The 16,700-nt window shown below is 40.1% G+C and carries 16 protein-coding genes and 4 tRNA genes; all 20 read left to right on the forward strand.

Features of this window, described 5'->3' with window-relative positions; genetic code table 11:
* Window positions 1–67: 67 nt before the first annotated feature.
* The 20 genes from CUU59_RS01170 to CUU59_RS01265 all read left to right on the forward strand — a co-directional run bounded on the left by CUU59_RS01170 (window position 68) and on the right by CUU59_RS01265 (window position 16,694).
* On the forward strand, window positions 68–706 hold the full coding sequence (locus CUU59_RS01170) for a 50S ribosomal protein L25 (protein ID WP_099950198.1): 639 nt from the start codon (window positions 68–70) through the stop codon (window positions 704–706).
* Between the two features lie 70 nt (window positions 707–776).
* Complete coding sequence (locus CUU59_RS01175) at window positions 777–2,339, forward strand: putative polysaccharide biosynthesis protein (protein WP_099950199.1); 1,563 nt, start codon at window positions 777–779, stop codon at window positions 2,337–2,339.
* Window positions 2,339–3,166 carry an SAM-dependent methyltransferase gene (locus CUU59_RS01180; protein WP_099950200.1) on the forward strand — a complete coding sequence of 276 codons (828 nt, stop codon included), beginning with the start codon at window positions 2,339–2,341 and terminating at the stop codon, window positions 3,164–3,166. The genes CUU59_RS01175 and CUU59_RS01180 overlap by 1 nt, the downstream gene beginning before the upstream one ends.
* 146 nt (window positions 3,167–3,312) lie before the next feature.
* Window positions 3,313–3,615 carry an HU family DNA-binding protein gene (locus CUU59_RS01185; RefSeq protein ID WP_099950201.1) on the forward strand — a complete coding sequence of 101 codons (303 nt, stop codon included), beginning with the start codon at window positions 3,313–3,315 and terminating at the stop codon, window positions 3,613–3,615.
* Window positions 3,616–3,739: 124 nt separating this feature from the next.
* Complete coding sequence (gene gpmA / locus CUU59_RS01190) at window positions 3,740–4,417, forward strand: 2,3-diphosphoglycerate-dependent phosphoglycerate mutase (protein ID WP_099950202.1); 678 nt, start codon at window positions 3,740–3,742, stop codon at window positions 4,415–4,417.
* 9 nt (window positions 4,418–4,426) lie between these two features.
* Window positions 4,427–4,927 (forward strand): cob(I)yrinic acid a,c-diamide adenosyltransferase, encoded by a 501-nt coding sequence (locus CUU59_RS01195; protein WP_099950203.1) that lies wholly within the window; start codon window positions 4,427–4,429, stop codon window positions 4,925–4,927.
* Complete coding sequence (locus CUU59_RS01200) at window positions 4,927–5,778, forward strand: DMT family transporter (protein ID WP_099950204.1); 852 nt, start codon at window positions 4,927–4,929, stop codon at window positions 5,776–5,778. Before CUU59_RS01195 ends, CUU59_RS01200 begins: the two co-directional genes overlap by 1 nt.
* 143 nt (window positions 5,779–5,921) lie before the next feature.
* A tRNA-Gly gene (locus CUU59_RS01205) sits at window positions 5,922–5,995 on the forward strand.
* 11 nt (window positions 5,996–6,006) lie between these two features.
* Window positions 6,007–6,083: transfer RNA gene (locus CUU59_RS01210), tRNA-His, on the forward strand.
* Window positions 6,084–6,088: 5 nt separating this feature from the next.
* A tRNA-Lys gene (locus tag CUU59_RS01215) sits at window positions 6,089–6,164 on the forward strand.
* A gap of 167 nt (window positions 6,165–6,331) precedes the next feature.
* Window positions 6,332–6,416 (forward strand) — tRNA-Leu (locus tag CUU59_RS01220).
* Between the two features lie 454 nt (window positions 6,417–6,870).
* Window positions 6,871–7,800 carry an ABC transporter ATP-binding protein gene (locus CUU59_RS01225; RefSeq protein WP_099950205.1) on the forward strand — a complete coding sequence of 310 codons (930 nt, stop codon included), beginning with the start codon at window positions 6,871–6,873 and terminating at the stop codon, window positions 7,798–7,800.
* Window positions 7,797–8,816 carry an ABC transporter permease gene (locus tag CUU59_RS01230; protein ID WP_099950206.1) on the forward strand — a complete coding sequence of 340 codons (1,020 nt, stop codon included), beginning with the start codon at window positions 7,797–7,799 and terminating at the stop codon, window positions 8,814–8,816. The genes CUU59_RS01225 and CUU59_RS01230 overlap by 4 nt, the downstream gene beginning before the upstream one ends.
* Window positions 8,803–9,885 carry an ABC transporter permease gene (locus CUU59_RS01235; protein ID WP_099950207.1) on the forward strand — a complete coding sequence of 361 codons (1,083 nt, stop codon included), beginning with the start codon at window positions 8,803–8,805 and terminating at the stop codon, window positions 9,883–9,885. Before CUU59_RS01230 ends, CUU59_RS01235 begins: the two co-directional genes overlap by 14 nt.
* 150 nt (window positions 9,886–10,035) lie before the next feature.
* On the forward strand, window positions 10,036–11,127 hold the full coding sequence (ychF, locus tag CUU59_RS01240) for a redox-regulated ATPase YchF (RefSeq protein WP_099950208.1): 1,092 nt from the start codon (window positions 10,036–10,038) through the stop codon (window positions 11,125–11,127).
* Complete coding sequence (locus CUU59_RS01245; protein ID WP_099950209.1) at window positions 11,127–12,395, forward strand: polysaccharide deacetylase family protein; 1,269 nt, start codon at window positions 11,127–11,129, stop codon at window positions 12,393–12,395. Before ychF ends, CUU59_RS01245 begins: the two co-directional genes overlap by 1 nt.
* A 46-nt stretch (window positions 12,396–12,441) precedes the next feature.
* Entirely contained in the window at window positions 12,442–14,646 is a 2,205-nt protein-coding gene (recD2, locus tag CUU59_RS01250; RefSeq protein WP_099950210.1) for an SF1B family DNA helicase RecD2, read from the forward strand.
* On the forward strand, window positions 14,621–15,223 hold the full coding sequence (locus tag CUU59_RS01255) for a ComF family protein (RefSeq protein WP_146036052.1): 603 nt from the start codon (window positions 14,621–14,623) through the stop codon (window positions 15,221–15,223). Before recD2 ends, CUU59_RS01255 begins: the two co-directional genes overlap by 26 nt.
* Entirely contained in the window at window positions 15,223–16,215 is a 993-nt protein-coding gene (locus tag CUU59_RS01260; protein ID WP_099950212.1) for an FAD:protein FMN transferase, read from the forward strand. Before CUU59_RS01255 ends, CUU59_RS01260 begins: the two co-directional genes overlap by 1 nt.
* Window positions 16,212–16,694: a hypothetical protein gene (locus CUU59_RS01265; protein ID WP_099950213.1), complete on the forward strand. Its 483-nt coding sequence runs from the start codon at window positions 16,212–16,214 to the stop codon at window positions 16,692–16,694. The genes CUU59_RS01260 and CUU59_RS01265 overlap by 4 nt, the downstream gene beginning before the upstream one ends.
* The last annotated feature ends 6 nt before the right edge of the window (window positions 16,695–16,700 follow it).

Below are 16,700 nucleotides of genomic sequence, written 5' to 3' on the forward strand. Positions count from 1 at the left end.
TTAAAAATTTGCATACTTTAAAAAATTGTGGTATAATAAACGCTAGGATTAAATAAGGAGGCACATTATGGCAAAAATAACAATAGATGCACAAGAAAGGGAAGGCCTCGGCAAAAATAAAGTTAAGAAGATCAGAGCCGAGAAGAATGTCCCTGCTGCAATATTTGAAAAAGGTGAAGAAACTCACCCAATCACAGTTTCAGCTAGAGATTTTGACATTGTCTTTAACGAAGCCGGCTTTACAAATATTGTAGATGTTATGATTGATGGAAAAGCATATCCAACAATTATCAAAGAAATAGATAGACACCCATTCAAAAACCAAGTTTTACACGTAAACTTCCAAGGTATTAAGATGGACGAAGCAATTAGAGTTGAAGTTCCTATCGACTGTTTAAACAGAGACGATATCAAAGTTCAACCATCTGTATTTATTCAAACATTAAATACTCTTCACATCGAATGTTTACCTGGAGACCTACCAGATGTTATTACTATTGATGTAATCGACATGGAAATTGGCGACCAAATTACAGTTGCTGACTTGGACATTGTTAAAGATGAAAAAATTACTGTACTTACAGATCTTGACGAAACAGTATGTCTTCTAACTCATGAAGCTGAAGAAGCTGAAGAAGAAACTGAAGAAGTAAGCGCAGCTGAAGTACCAGAAATCGGCGAAGACTCTGAAGCTGAAGAAGAATAATTTTTGAATGTTTGAGACTGAAGGATTTCAGTCTCTATTTTTTTATATTTTTTATTAGAAAGAGGAAGTTATGGAGAAAAAAGTAAAATCCATTGGCAAAAATGCAGCCATGCTTGGCATAGCGGGAATTATTGTAAAGATTATCGGAGCCATTTACAGGATCCCAATCACCGCTATGATAACCGATGAGGGCCTGGGCTACTATCAAACGGCTTATCCGATCTACGAGATGATGCTGGCGATCTCAACGGCAGGACTCCCCGTTGCCATTTCAAAAATGGTGGCGGCAAGCGTGGCCCAAGAAAAATACAGGGACAGCAAAAAAATATTGAGGTTGTCTATGTATCTCATGGGAGCCTTAGGAATATTTTTTGGCCTGATGATTTTTATATTTGCTGAAAGATTGGCAAATTTTTATAAAAATCCTGGCGCTTATTATTCTATGGTGGCCCTTGTACCAGCCATGGTTGTTTCGCCAATGCTCGCTGGCATTAGGGGTTATTACCAGGGCAGGCAAATTATGGGGCCAACGGCCATCAGTCAAGTCTTGGTCCAAGGCTTTAGATTAATTTCTGGCCTTGTCCTTGCCAAGTTGCTCTTGCCAAGGGGTTTGGAATTTGCAGCTGGCGGCGCGACTTTGGCTGCTGGTATTGGCTCTATAATTGGGCTTTTATATATGTTTGCCGTTCACTTTAGATACAGGGCAGACTTAAACAGCGAAGTTACTATAGGCGTCCAAGAGACATCTGAGTCCAAGGAAATTTTAAAGGAAATGATAATGATCGCCCTGCCAATTTCTATTGGGGCGGCCATTGTCCCAATTATGGATTCAATTGATATTTATTTGGTTATGGACGGCCTTCAAGCAATTGGTTTTAGTCCAGAAGAAGCCAACTTGCGTTTTGCCTGGCTCAAGGGCATGGCTCAAACTCTTATAAATATGCCACAAGTTTTTGCGGTTGCACTTGGCGTTTCAATTATACCAGTTATTACAAGTTTGGTTGAAAAGAAAAACCACAAGGAACTAGAGGGAAAGCTGTCAATGATTTTTAAACTTACATTTTTACTGGCCTTCCCATGCATGGTTGGATTATTTTCCCTATCTTATCCAATCATCTCTTTGATTTACCCAACCACCAGCGCCATGGCCAAGGAAGGGACGGCTTTGATTTTAAAAATCTTATCCCTGTCTACCCTTCCCCTTATGCTAATTACAATTACCAGCTCAATTATGCAGGCTTTTGGCAAGGAGAGGGTACCAGTTTTAAATCTATTAATTGGAGCGGTCGTTAAAATTATTTTGACAATTTATTTGACAAGGATCCCCAGCGTGAATGTCTACGGGGCAGCCATCGGCTCAGTTGTAGGCTATACCATAACAGCCGGATTAAATATTGCATCCGTAAATAAGTATATGGCCTTTAGCCTGGATAAAAATATTATAATTTATTTTGTCGCTTCTATTATAATGGGCTTTGCCGCTTATTACAGCCAAGCCCTTGCCAGCGGATTTATAGGAACAAAGCTTGCGACCCTTGTTGCAATAATAATAGCAGTTGTCATCTACTTTGGAATTTTATTTGCGACCAAGTCCTTCACCAGAGAAGACTTTGAAATGTTGAGGAGAAAATAATGATTACAATAGCAGGAATAGGTTTTGGAGAAAAAAACGCAGTTACAATTGAAGCAATAAAGGCTATGAAGGAGGCGGATAAGGTCATATTAAGAACTGTCCACCACCCTAGCGTAGACCTCTTAATGGAAGAGAATATCGACTTTGAAGCCCTGGATTATATGTACGAGACAATAGAAGATTTTGAAAACTTATACCAGTCCATAGCTGAATACGTCTTTGACCAGGCCAAGGACAAAAGCGTCTGCTATGTTGTGCCAGGCAGTCCATCCATTGCAGAGAGCACAGTAAAAAGGCTGAGGGAGATGACAGACGACATCAAATATATAGAGGCAGTTAGCTTTATAGAGCCGTGTTTTTCTTTGGCCAAGATTGACCCAGTTGAGGGGGCCCTATTTTTGGACGCCATGGATGTGGACATTGCAAATATAAACCCCAGGCTCAATATAATGATTACCCAAGCCTGGAATGAATTTTTGCTAAGCGATGTAAAACTCAAACTCATGGAAATTTACGACGACGAAAAAATTGTCTACGCTATTAATAACGCCGGCATAAAAAACGAAGAGACTTGCGATAAAATTTTTCTATATGAGCTGGATAGAAAAGTCAAGGCAGATATCAGGCTTACAATTATAGTTCCAGCTGAAAAAATCAGCGGGCCCATGGATATAATTAAGGCAGCTATGGAAGGAAAGGCTTTCAAAAAGACTGGCTTCGATGAGGTCGACCGAGATAAAGAAAATTTATATAAAGTATTATTTGAAATTGGCGAAAACATTAATGAAGGCTTGTATGATTTTAAAGATCTATTTACAGAAGACTAAGTGCGTAAAAACGCAAAATTTATTGTAAATTTAAATTTATTATTATTAAAATTGGCTAAAAGGCTTGATATATCCAACAATATGGGGTAAAATATCAATAGACGAACAGGGAAACTGTTCGCAAAGCAATAATAGGAGGTAAATTTATGAATAAATCCGAATTAGTTGCAGCAATTGCTGAAAAAACTGAAATGACAAAAAAAGATTCAGAAAGAGCATTAAATGCTACAATCGAATCAATCACAGAAGCTCTATCAAGTGGTGACAAAGTACAATTAATTGGCTTTGGTACATTCGAAGTAAGAGAAAGAAAAGCTAGAGAAGGCAGAAACCCAAGAAACCCAGAAGAAGTTATCAAGATTCCTGCAACAAAAGCTCCAGCTTTCAAAGCAGGTAAAGCTCTTAAAGAATCAGTTAACTCAAAGAAAAAATCAAAGAAAAAGAAATAAGAAATTAAAATTGCTCCCCAGGGAGCTTTTTTATTGGCCAAAATTGGGGTATATTAGAAATACAGTTTGCATATTGATATTATAAATGATAAAATATTTGTATAGTAAAAAATAAGGAGGACTTATGAAACTTGTACTTGTAAGACATGGCCAAAGCGAATGGAATTTAGAAAACAAATTCACAGGCTGGGTTGATGTTGATTTAAGCGAAAAAGGATACGCCGAAGCCAAACACGCTGGCCAAATCCTAAAAGATCATGGTTTAGAATTCGACAAGGCTTATACCTCGGTATTAAAACGCGCTATAAAGACTTTAAATATAATATTAGAAGAAAGCGACCAACTTTGGTTACCAACTGTTAAGTCATGGAGGCTAAACGAAAGACACTACGGTGCTCTCCAAGGTTTAAATAAGGCGGAGACAGCCGAAAAATACGGGGACGAAAAAGTTCACATTTGGAGGAGGTCTTATGACACCCTTCCACCACTTATGAATGCAGATGACGAACTAAGTCAAGTAAATGACAGACGCTATCTCAAAGATGTGGTTCCTATGGCAGAAAATTTAAAAATCACTCTGGAAAGGGTAATGCCTATTTGGCAAGACCAAATTGAACCTGACTTAAGAGATGGAAAAAATATAATTATAGCAGCCCACGGCAATTCTCTAAGAGCCCTCACCAAACACCTGGAAGGAATTTCAGATGAAGATATCATGGGTCTTGAGATACCAACAGGCAGCCCAATTATTTATGAACTCGATCACGACTTAAAAGTAATTGATAAAAAGACATTTAAATAGGAGGATTATATGTTATTTTGTATTACAGGAAACGGAAAAGGAAAGACCACCTCATGCTTAGGAATGGCCCTAAGGATGCTAGGCAATGGCGGCAAGGTATTTTTTATGCAATTTATGAAGGGCAGCGAATACAGCGAAATCAAAGCCCTAAAGACCTTTGAAAATATTGAAACACATTTGGCAGGCAGAAAAGGCTTTATCAAAAGAAATGCTGAAGAAGAAGACAAAAAGGCAGCCCGCGAAGGCTGGGATCTCTTTGTTAAAAAGCTTGACGAAGACTTTGACCTTTATATTCTAGATGAGTTAAATGTAGCAATGTTTTATGAACTCCTGCCAATGGACGAAGTCAAAGGCGTCTTAGAAAAGGCAGCAGAAGAAAAAGATATAGTAATCTCAGGCAGGTATGCACCAGAAGAACTCCAAGAAATCGCAAAGATGGTTTCCAATGTTCAAGAGGTCAAACACCACTACCAAGAAGGAATTCCTGCCAGAAAGGGAATTGAATTTTAATGGATGAAAATATTAAAAAAGCCAGTATATTAATGCTGCTATCTGCATTTTCCTTTGCGGTAATGCAGATGGCAGTGAAATATTCTGCACAGACAGTACCAGTCGTGGAGCTGGTTGTAATGAGAAATTTATTTTTGGTGTTCACCTCAATAATCTCATTAAAAAAACAAGGCAAGCCATATGTAAGGGATAAAAAGAATATACCGAAATTATTTTTAAGAGGATTTTTTGGCATGCTTGGCGTGCTTTTGTATTTTATAGCCACCAAATACCTGCCAACAGCAGAGGCGGCCATCCTACAAAAGTCGAGTCCGTTTTTTGTAGTGGTCTTTGCAGCCATATTATTAAAGGAAAAAGTTACAAAAATCGATGTAATCTCTTTAATTTTAGCCTTTGTGGGCGTGGCCATAATCACCAAGCCAACAGGGGACTTTAATATCTATTCTATAGTCGCATTTTTATCAGCCCTCTTTGCAGCCATGGCCTATGTAATAATTGGCATGCTCAAGGGCAAGGAAGAAGGCGAGACAGTAATGTTAGCCTTTGGTTTGGTAACAGTAGTAATCTTAGCGCCTTTTATGATCAAGGGATTTAAAGTGCCAAATGCCAAAGAAGCACTGGGTATGCTAATGGTCGGCATCGGCGGAGCTTGCGGCCAATACTTTTTGACCAAGAGCTATCTGATGGCGCCTGCTTCGAAGGTAAGCATTTACAATTACTCAAGTGTAGTCTTCTCATCAATCTTTGGTTACTTCCTATTCGGAGATAAGATTGATTTCGCAACAGGAATTGGAATGATCCTTGTATTTGTGGCGGCATTCATATCTTTTAAGTCAACACAAAAGGCATAAAATCAAGGGTTAAATATAAAAATAATAGTAGAGAAACTCTTTTAAAAATTTTTAATAAATATATAAAAAATGCTTGACAAAGTATTTTTATTAATGTATAATATATTTTGTCAGTGGTTGAGACACCAGAGCAAGCCCCATTTGCGGGTGTAGCTCAATGGCAGAGCGTCAGCTTCCCAAGCTGATTACGAGGGTTCGATTCCCTTCACCCGCTCCAACCCAAGCATGGTGGATGTGGCCGAGTTGGTTAAGGCGCCAGATTGTGGTTCTGGAGATCGTGGGTTCGACTCCCATCATCCACCCCATTTATGACCCATTAGCTCAGTTGGCAGAGCACTTGACTTTTAATCAAGGAGTCCCGCGTTCGAGTCGCGGATGGGTCACCAATTTATTTTAAAAGGTGTAAAAAGTAAAGGGACAATAAGCTAGCTCAGTTTGAGAACACTTGCCTTTAATCAAGTAGTCGCCGCGAACGAGCAAGCGAATTGGTCACCAATTTTTTTAAAAGAAATTTTCGATGATATAAGTTGCAAGCACTGACAAAATTTAATATGCGGGAATGGCGAAATTGGCAGACGCGCTGGATTTAGGTTCCAGTGCCGCGAGGCGTGGGGGTTCAAGTCCTCTTTCCCGCACCAAACAAGGAAGCAGGTCACTATGTGACCTGCTTTTTGTTTGGCACGGGGACTGAAGTTGTGTAAATCCCCACGCCTCGCACTTTAGCAATTATAAATAACGACAGCCATCCTTAAGCACTCTGCTCGTAACTTAATCGCCCTAGAAAAAAACGAAGAATTTTGCGAACTGCAGATTTTTTTCGACTGAGGCGTATGCCTATACGCCGCAAGGAGAAAAGAAATCGAAAGGAGTGAAAGGCGAGTTTTTAGCAGGGCGAGGGTCAAGTCCTCGCCACCTGCACCAAACAAAAATTACAGATGCAAAGCATATCGGTTTTTTATTTCTCTAGTGCGGGGACTGATTGTGAGTGAACCCCCACGTATGCAATATTTATCCTATCATATTAAATTTTCTTTACTCATTTTTCTTTACTTATTTACATATGTGTTTTATAATAGGCTTAAGGAGGCTTGTATGGTTGTTGAGATTAGAGATTTAGTTAAAAAATATAAGGACCTGACTGCCCTTGATCATTTTGATTTATCGATTAATGAGGGGGACAGGCTGGCTCTTTTGGGGCCCAATGGTTGTGGCAAGACTACTGCCATCAACTGCATTATGGGTTTACTTAAATTTAATTCGGGCTCGGTCAAAGTTTTTGGTGAAGACATGGGGCCGGATAAAAATGACATAAAGGCGAGGATTGGTTTGGTTCCTCAGGATATTGTGGTGTCCGACAATTTAAATGTCCGTGAAAATATCGATTATTTTTGCGGCCTTTATGAAAAGAATTCTGTCAAGAGAAAAGAGATGGTGGACGAGGCTATTCGTTTCACCCAGCTCAAGGACTATCAAAAGTTTTTTCCAAAGAAATTATCGGGAGGTCTGAAGCGGAGGTTAAATATTGCCTGTGGCATTGCTCACAATCCGGACTTTTTAATTTTGGATGAACCTACGGTTGCAGTTGACGCCCAAACAAGGAGCTTTATTTTAAATGAAATCAAGACTCTCTGCGACAAGGGGATGACTATTTTATACACCACCCATTACCTTGACGAGGTTGAACAGGTGGCGGGAAAAATCGTCATTATGGAAAAAGGCAAGTCAATAGCATCGGGTACAGCTGATGAACTCAAAGACATGATTTCCACCAAGGAACTCATCAGTATAAAATTAAATACTGACCAAGATTTGTCGGAAGAATTAAAGTCCATTGTCAATGTAAGCGAATTGACCAAGGAAAATGGCCTTTATAAGCTGGCCTTCAACAAGGGCAAGGATAATTTAAAACACCTGATGGACTTCATGGAAGGAAATGACTTAAAATACGATGCCATTTACTCTGAAAGACCGAGTTTGGAACACGTTTTCCTAGAGCTGACGGGTAGGGACTTAAGAGAATGAAGTATGCATTTTTAAATTTTATTAGGGACAAGGTAACAGTTTTTTGGATGATAATTTTTCCTTTGTTTTTGATGACCATTTTGATTTCGGCCATGCCAGACGAGGATACAAAATTTGAAGTCAAGGCCTATATGAGTCCTGAAAATTTGGCTGCAAATTATATGGAGGACACGGGAATTTTTAAATTCACCCTGTCTGATGACTACAAAGACCCGCTCAAAAATGGCGACATAGCTGGCTATATTGACAAGGATTCCAATGTAATCTTGGCTGGCAATGGATTTTCTGCTAGCCTACTAAAGTCCTTTGCAGACAATATTTTGCGGGCCCAAAAAGATCCTCAGGCTCTTCAAGCTGCAGTGCAAGCTAAAGCAATAGAAAACAAGAGCAAAAATGTTTCTTACAAGGCATCCTTTTTCTTTGCACTTATGGCTATGATTTCATATATGTGCGCCTATAGCGGGGTGTCGGCAGTTGAACTTTACCAGGCCAACATCACCAAGCCTGCTATGAGGTTTTTGATAAGCCCGTCTTCAAAGCTAAAGGCTATTGTAAATGAATTTATTATCGCCATGGTCATGCAGGCCTTGGTTCTTACTATATCAATTTTTTACGCCAAGTATGTCCTCGGCGAGGATTTTATTTCCAATTACAAGATGACTTATTTGATTTTTATGGTTGGATCAATTTTTTCTTATTCCTTGGGCCTAATGACCGTGTATCTGGGAAATATTTCTTCCAACGCTCGTGGGGCCATAGTCCAAACAACTATGATGATTTTATCTGGAGCAGCTGGCTTATACGGAATTTATTTTAGGCAGGTCTTAAACAAAGTTTTTGGCAGATTTGCAGACTACAATCCTGTTAAGATGGTTGGGGATGGAATTTATCAGGCCAACACCCTGGGAAGCGTGGAAGGGATAAAATCACAAGTCTTTATTATCCTTGGGATCAGCCTGGCCTTTATATTACTCGCCGCCCTTAAGATGAAGGAGAATCGCTATGATAGTATTTAAACATTTTATGAAAGCGGTCAAGAAAAATATTTTTGCAATTTTAATATATGCTTGCATTTTTGCGGGAGTTATTTTTAATATGGCAAATGAATTGGACGTCTCGGCTTTCAAGAAGGCCAAGACCGATATAATAATCGATGATAGGGCAAGTGATGAGGTCTCCGCTGCTGTTAAGGATTTTTTGGCAGACAACAATATAAGCTATAAAAATTTGACTGAGGTTGAAAAGGAAAAGGCGATCACTTTAAAAGATACGGCCCTCATTGTGACCATAAATGAAAATGCCAAGGACTTGCTCTTGTCCGATTCGGGTCCAGCCATCTCCACTTATACCAACAATGAGTCAGCCGGCCAGAGTGCGGCCTATGATTTGACCCAGTTCATGGGCTATCTCAGATACTATGACTTGGATGTGGCCAAGGCCAAGGAAATGATGGATGTATCTTCAAATGTAAGAATCGAGTCCAAGGGCGGAAGTGAAGTCGACATTAATTATATGTACAAGTTTGCTGGCTCTATTATGATTGGCATGCTCATGTTTAATATAAGCATGGTAAATGCTGAGTTAAATAGAATTGATTTCTACAAGCGGTCCATTGCTTCTCCAATTACGAGTGGGTCTTACAATGGGCAAATGTTTTTGGGCCAAGCGACTATTGGCCTTGTCTTAAATATTATAATGCTTACGGTAATTGGAATTATGATTCCAGAGACCAGGGCCCACATGGGAATAACCGCTATAAACTTCTTGGTCTTTACACTTTCAATCTTGGGCATGGTAAACTTGGCCACGGCGATTTCGGACAAAAAATCTGTCCTAGCTGGAGTGGCAAACGTATTTTCAATGCTCCTGGCCACAACTGGCGGAGCCTTTATACCAATGGAATTTTTACCAGACTGGATGATAAATATGGGCAAGGCCTTTCCATATTACTACTTCGGACAAAACGCCGGCGTCGCAGAATTTGATAAGAGATTTATAATGAATTTAATTATCATGCTTGCCATGGGTTTTGTCTACTTTTTAATCTGCAATATGGTCTTAAAGAAAAAAAGAACAATCGAATAAAAATTTTAAAAAAACATTTTTTGCTGGCCGCCATGGCCAGTTTTTTATTTTGCTTAAAAAATCAATAGGCCTTTTAAGTCTCTGGCTTTTGTTGTTTAAATCCCGCCTTTATGGTATAATTATGATAATAATGAGGAGGAGTGTTTATAAATGAAATTAGGTATTGTTGGTTTGCCAAATGTTGGCAAGTCTACTCTTTTTAATGCGATTACAAAGGCGGGTGCAGAGGCTGCAAACTATCCTTTTTGTACTATAGATCCAAACGTGGGTTTGGTTAATGTGCCTGATGAGAGGCTGGAAGTTCTTCATAAGCTGGGCAACACAAAAAAGGTTGTGCCTGCTGTTATAGAATTTTACGATATAGCAGGTCTCGTCAAGGGCGCCAGCAAGGGCGAAGGTCTGGGCAATAAATTTTTGTCAAATATCAGGGAGACAGACGCAATTGTCCATGTCTTAAGGGCCTTTGATGATCCAAATATCGTTCACGTTGACGGGGAAGTTGACCCTATTCGCGACATCGAAACAATTGATACTGAGCTGATTTTATCAGACATGGCTCAGATGGATAATATTTATACAAAACTTGAAAAGCAAGCTCGGGCTGACAAGAAATTGCAAAAAAATCTGGAGATTTTAAAACGCGTCAAGGACCACTTAGACGAGGGAAGAAATATTCGTGAATTGGAATTTGATGCAGATGAAAAGGCTCTTTTAAACCAGTACCAATTCCTAACTGCCAAGCCTTTAATTTACGTGGCCAATGTTTCCTACGACGATCTGATTGCAGGCGGCAACAAGTATGTTGATGATATCAAGAAATACGCGGCCGACCACAAGGAAGAGGTCATTGAGGTTTCGGTTAAGATTGAAGAAGAAATTTCTCAGCTTGACGACGATGAAAAGAAGGAATTTTTACAAGAAATGGGCATGGAAGAATCAGGACTGGACAAACTTGTAAGGGCTTCTTACAAGACATTGGGACTTATGAGCTTTATAACAACTGGGGAAATGGAAACCAGGGCTTGGACTATCAAGCAAGGCACTCGTGCCCAAGACGCTGCAGGAAAAATCCACACTGATATTTCACGCGGCTTTATCAAGGCTGAAGTTATTTCTTATGATGAGCTGGTTAAACTTGACGGGTCCATGGCTAGGGCTCGTGAAGAGGGCAAGATTCGCCTGGAAGGCAAGGATTATATCATGCAAGAAGGCGACGTAGTTTTATTTAGATTTAATGTATAATGAAAAGAAAAATTAGAATTTTTATTGTATTTTTAGCCTTGCTTTTTAGCGGGTGCTCAATTGTTGACGACTACTCAAAGGGGACCTACGAAAACGAATACCAGGTTCAAGGTCAAGAGGCTGAGCCTAGTAAGGACGCGTCCACTAGTGATCAGGCGTCTACTAGTGAAAGCACGTCTGCTAGTGAGAGCACGTCCACCAGTGAAGGCCCAAAGGATTCTGAAAATAAAAAGGACTTAGCCGATAAAAAAGACCAGTCAGTAGAAAATACTGACAAAAAAGAAGATCCTAAGGAAAATCCAAAGGCCGAAGAAAAGCAAGAAGAAAAAACAGAAGAGAAAAAAACAGAGACGATCGATTTACTTGTAGAGGATAAAAAAGATTCTGACAAGGAAGAAAAGCCTAGCGAGGATTCGAAAAAAATAGAAAATAAAGACAAGGTAGAGGACAAGAAGGAAGATAAAAAAGATCAGACAAAGACCGAAGAGAAAAAATCTGAAACTACAACAATCGATCTCACTCAAAAGTCTGAACCGCCAAAGGCCATTGAAAAATCCGATATAAATGTAAGCGGACTTTCAAACAAGGCTCTGTCTTGGTGGTATAGGCCGGGTCAACCCAAATCAACAATTGATGAGGGCATAGCAAGTATGATTGCAAAATACGGGGCCATCTGGCAAAGGCCAACTGGCGCCAACAAATTATATTTAACTTTTGATGAAGGCTATGAATACAACAACAATACAGCCAAGATTTTGGATACATTGGCAGAGAAAAACGTTAAGGCATTGTTCTTTGTAACTGGCCACTATGTAAAGAGTCAGCCAGAACTTGTTAGTCGCATGGTTAACGAGGGCCACTATGTGGGTAACCACACGGTTGACCATTTAAATCCGCCACAAGCTTTGGCAGAAAATAAATTTGTGGACGACATTCAAGGCCTAGAGCAAATTTACGCAGAGATTATTGGTGGCAATATGAGTCCCTTCTATCGTCCGCCGGCTGGTGGATACAGCGAGGCGACATTATCAGCTGCAGAGAGTCTGGGCTACAGGACAGTTTTTTGGTCCTTTGCCTACAAGGATTGGGAGACCAAAAATCAACCAGGCGAGCAAGCGGCTATTGAAAAGATCACTTCGAATTTTCACGATGGCAGCGTAATTCTACTCCACGCAGTTTCAGATACAAATACAAAAGTTTTGGGCCAAATAATCGATAAGGCGCGCGAGATGGGCTACACTTTTGGCGATATAAGCGAACTTAAATAAAATTTTTAAGAAAAAATAAAAAAGCTAAGGAGGCTTTGGTAAATAAATGCAAATTTCCGGTATAGTTGAGAGAGTAATTTTTACGAATAGTGAAAACGGATACTCCGTCTTTGTAATGGATACAGAGGACGGTTCTCTGACATGTACCGGAATTTTATTTAACCTTTATCCGGGCGACGCACTCGAACTGGAGGGCGATTTTACTTATCACGACCGCTACGGCGAGCAATTCCAATTCACATCCGCCGAGAGGGACAAGGAATACAGCTCAGCCGGCATGAGAAATTATTTGATGGCTGGCAATGTGAAAAACATTGGGCCAGTTACGGCGAAGAGTATTATTGACCATTTTGGCGACGAGACGGCCGATATAATTGAAAATAATCCTGAGAGGCTGATTGAAGTCAGGGGTATTGGCCCTGCGACTTTGAAAAAAATCTTGGATTCACTTGAAGAAAGCCAGGGAAGTCGCAAGGTTTTTGTTGAGTTGGCCGAATATGGGATCACGGGTTTCGTGGCGAAAAAACTCTATGATAAATTTTCCGGGGACGCCGTAGATATTTTAAAGGAAGATCCATATAGGGTCTCAAGGACTGTGCCAGGTTTTGGTTTTGTGAGGGCAGACGCCCTGGCAAACAAGATGGGCATAGAAAAAAATGATCCGCGCAGGGTCAAGGCAGCCATTGTTTACATCCTGCAAGAGGCCCAGCTAAATGGGGACATGTTCCTTTATGAAGAGGAGATAAAAAATTCATCGACCAGATTGGTGGATGACCTTGGCGATATAAATAGGATCTTTACAGAGCTGGTGATTGGCGGCGACATAGTCCGCGAGCCAAGTGAAAATGACACCAGGGTTTATCTATCTGATTTAAACTATCTGGAAAATACGGCCGCCAGGTATACGGCGGATTTAATTATGCGGGACCGGGAAGAAAATCCAATCATAGACCAGGTTATAAATAAATATTTGGCCGAGACGAGTCAGCCCTACGATGAGACGCAAAAGTCTGCCATAAAGATGGCCCTTACAAATAATATTTCTATTATTACTGGGGGGCCTGGTACTGGTAAGACCACAATTGTCCGCGCAATAATGGATATTGCCCACAAGCTGAAGCTGGATATAAAACTTTCGGCTCCAACTGGCAGGGCGGCCAAGCGCCTTGAGGAAACTACAGGTGGCCAGGCCAAGACCATTCACAGGATGCTTGGATTAAAGCCGAGGTCTGAGGACGATTACGATTTGCCGACCGAGGAACTGGAAGCCGATATTATTTTGGTCGACGAGATGAGTATGGTGGATACAGAATTATTTGCAGGGCTTTTGACGGCCATGCAAGACCACACGTCTTTGGTCCTTGTTGGCGACAGCGACCAGTTGCCAAGCGTTGGGCCGGGCAATGTTTTAAAGGACTTGATTTCGGTCGACGCAATTCCAAAGACCAGACTTACAAATATTTACAGGCGAGTTGATACATCAGAGATTTCAATCGCATCGTCTGATATAAAAAATGGCAGGATGCCTGAATTTAACAAGGAGGCTGGTGACGTATTTTTTATGGGCCAGACTGATGAAGACGAATTTTTGTCGACCATTTATGACCTATTAGCCGAAAGGCTGCCGTCTTATTATGGCTTTGATCCAATTAATGACATACAGATTTTGGTTCCGACCAAAAAAGGTAAGCTGGGCACAGATAATTTAAATGAATTTTTGCAAGAGCATTTAAATTCTGAGAGCCAAGCAAAATTAAAGACTAAGCACGGGATTTTTAAAGTCGGCGACAAGGTCATGCAAATAAAAAATAATTACGAACGCAAGATCAGATACAAGAGCCTGGTCAAGGACGAAGAAATGGGCGTTTTCAATGGAGATATTGGAATCGTCACGAACATCGACAAGGCCCTAAGGACTGTTACGGTTTTATTCTCAGACGACTACTATGCTGAGTACGAAGAGGAAGACCTGGGCGAGCTCAGGCTGGCCTATGCAATTACAGTCCACAAGTCTCAGGGTTCAGAATTTGCCTGCGTAATTTTTATCGCATGGAAGTCCAATTATCTTTTAAACAATAGAAACTTACTCTATACTGGACTAACACGGGCCAAGGAACTCCTCTTGGTAATGGGGTCCATGGACACCTTTAAGCAGATGATTAAAAACACAAATATACAAAAGAGAAACACGAGTTTAAATATAAAAATTGAGGAGGCACTTGACTTTGCAAGGGAATTGTCCGATATGTAAGAGGGGCAAGGGCATGGTCTGTGACCAGTGCTTCAGCGAATTTAAAAGAAACGATGCCCAGGTAAAATTAAAATATGTGGACCAAGTGATTGCGCCTTTTACCTATGACGGAATTTTAAAAGATATCATGCTGGATTTTAAGTTTGGAAAAAATTACGCCTGGGGAAAAATTTTGGGTCAAATTTTGTACAGGGCTTTGGCTGAAGAAGATTTTGATTTTAAATCTTATGATCTAGTGACTTTTATTCCCAGTGATTTTATCCGCATGGCCAAGCGGGGCTTCAACCAAGCAGAGCTTATGGCGAAATCTTTTGCAGAGTGTGCCGGTCTGGATTGTAGGGCAACTATGAGAAGGGCAAAAATTCAAAAGGAGAGCCACAAGGCCACGGGAAAAATTAGAGAAAACATAGATCACAAGTTCAAGGCCAAGGAGTCTGGACTTAAGGGGGCAAAAAGGGTTATAATTATAGATGATATTATTACGACTGGCAGGACCATTAGCGAGGCTGGCAAGTGTATTAAGCTTGCGACCGATGCAGAGGTTGTTGCCATAGCTCTATTAGGAGATTACAAGTAATGAAAAAACTTATTTATTTATTAATTGCAATTTTATTATTATTTACAGGCTGCAAGAGCGAAGACCGCTTTGAAAAAGTCGACTTGGAATACTACGATTATTTTGATACGGTTATTAATATTACTTATTATGGAGATTCCCGTCGCAAGGATGAGGTCAAAGAGGCAGTCGAAGAAAAATTAAAATATTACCACAATCTCCTTACTGATTACGAGGGCAACGGTGTGGTTGCAACTATTAACCGCGAAGGCAGGGGAGACAACAAGGAACTGGTCGCCCTGACAAAGCAAGTTCTACAGGACGAAAAAAATGTGGACTATGTGGTTGACCTGTCCAAGGGAAAATTATTTAGACTTTGGAAGGACGCGATTTTAAATGAAGAGCTTCCTGACAAAGAGAGAATAGAAGCAGCTAATAAAACTGGTGGCCCAGATTCAATTGAAATTGTGGATGAGGAAATAATTTTAAAAAATTCTGCCCAGCTTGATTACGGGGCATTTTGCAAGGGCTATTTAAATGATGAGCTGGTCAAGCTCATGCGGGATTTAAAAATCGATAATTATATTTTAAATTCCGGCGGAAATATTACCGTTATGGGAAAGCCTGCCGCTAACCGCGACAAGTTTACAATCGGCATCCAAAGTCCCTTTGATACCAACGACTATGTGGATACCATTACAACTAGCAATATGTCCCTGGTTACATCCGGCGACTATCAAAGATACGCTGTAATTGACGGCGAATATTACCATCACATTATTGATTTAAAAACTGGATACCCAGCCCACAACCACAAGAGGTCTATTACAATCGTAGGCCCAAGTGCTTATGTGTGCGACTTTTTGTCCACGTCTTTGTTTTTAAAATCCGAAGACGAGGTAGATGAAATTTTAAAATCCTATCCAGATTATTATTACTACACGGTTTATGATGATCAGACTTTCACGTGTTCTGAAGAATTGAAGCCGATACTAGGGAGTTTTAACAAATGAAAAAATTGACCAAAGATAATTTTATGAAGCTCTTTATCATCTTTGCCATACCAGTTATTTACTCAATGATCTATGATTTTTTGATGAGGATTACGACTTACAAAAGCTGGGTTGGCATTGGGCTTTCTCTGATTTTTTTAATCATTTGGTATTTTGCTGGCAGGTATATTGGCAGGCAAAAGATAGATTATAAGACTGCAGTTTATGGGATTCACGGCCTTCTAATAATTGGCTCGGTCCTATCGCTAATTGCAGTTCTTATGTATCCTAAGGCACCGAGTTTTTTAGAGATGATAATGGTTTATACAAATTTGTATACCTTGGCACTTGAGGCTATCACAACGCCTCTTATAATAATGTTAACATACTTTTTTGAAGTTGAAGATTATTTTATATACTTGAACCTAGCTTGCATTATCTCATGCATAACTATGATGGGAATTTTCACAGCGGGCTATGAAAGAACCATAGACGATTAAAGGAGG

It is taken from the genome of Ezakiella peruensis (assembly GCF_900215725.1).
In the GTDB taxonomy this organism is placed as follows: Bacteria; Bacillota; Clostridia; order Tissierellales; family Peptoniphilaceae; genus Ezakiella; species Ezakiella peruensis.

Bases quoted from the DNA above. Each gene is read 5' to 3' on its own strand.
- CUU59_RS01170 (WP_099950198.1), top strand. From the start codon at position 68: ATGGCAAAAATAACAATAGATGCACAAGAAAGGGAAGGCCTCGGCAAA.
- CUU59_RS01175 (WP_099950199.1), top strand. From the start codon at position 777: ATGGAGAAAAAAGTAAAATCCATTGGCAAAAATGCAGCCATGCTTGGC.
- CUU59_RS01180 (WP_099950200.1), top strand. From the start codon at position 2,339: ATGATTACAATAGCAGGAATAGGTTTTGGAGAAAAAAACGCAGTTACA.
- CUU59_RS01185 (WP_099950201.1), top strand. From the start codon at position 3,313: ATGAATAAATCCGAATTAGTTGCAGCAATTGCTGAAAAAACTGAAATG.
- gpmA (WP_099950202.1), top strand. From the start codon at position 3,740: ATGAAACTTGTACTTGTAAGACATGGCCAAAGCGAATGGAATTTAGAA.
- CUU59_RS01195 (WP_099950203.1), top strand. From the start codon at position 4,427: ATGTTATTTTGTATTACAGGAAACGGAAAAGGAAAGACCACCTCATGC.
- CUU59_RS01200 (WP_099950204.1), top strand. From the start codon at position 4,927: ATGGATGAAAATATTAAAAAAGCCAGTATATTAATGCTGCTATCTGCA.
- CUU59_RS01225 (WP_099950205.1), top strand. From the start codon at position 6,871: ATGGTTGTTGAGATTAGAGATTTAGTTAAAAAATATAAGGACCTGACT.
- CUU59_RS01230 (WP_099950206.1), top strand. From the start codon at position 7,797: ATGAAGTATGCATTTTTAAATTTTATTAGGGACAAGGTAACAGTTTTT.
- CUU59_RS01235 (WP_099950207.1), top strand. From the start codon at position 8,803: ATGATAGTATTTAAACATTTTATGAAAGCGGTCAAGAAAAATATTTTT.
- ychF (WP_099950208.1), top strand. From the start codon at position 10,036: ATGAAATTAGGTATTGTTGGTTTGCCAAATGTTGGCAAGTCTACTCTT.
- CUU59_RS01245 (WP_099950209.1), top strand. From the start codon at position 11,127: ATGAAAAGAAAAATTAGAATTTTTATTGTATTTTTAGCCTTGCTTTTT.
- recD2 (WP_099950210.1), top strand. From the start codon at position 12,442: ATGCAAATTTCCGGTATAGTTGAGAGAGTAATTTTTACGAATAGTGAA.
- CUU59_RS01260 (WP_099950212.1), top strand. From the start codon at position 15,223: ATGAAAAAACTTATTTATTTATTAATTGCAATTTTATTATTATTTACA.
- CUU59_RS01265 (WP_099950213.1), top strand. From the start codon at position 16,212: ATGAAAAAATTGACCAAAGATAATTTTATGAAGCTCTTTATCATCTTT.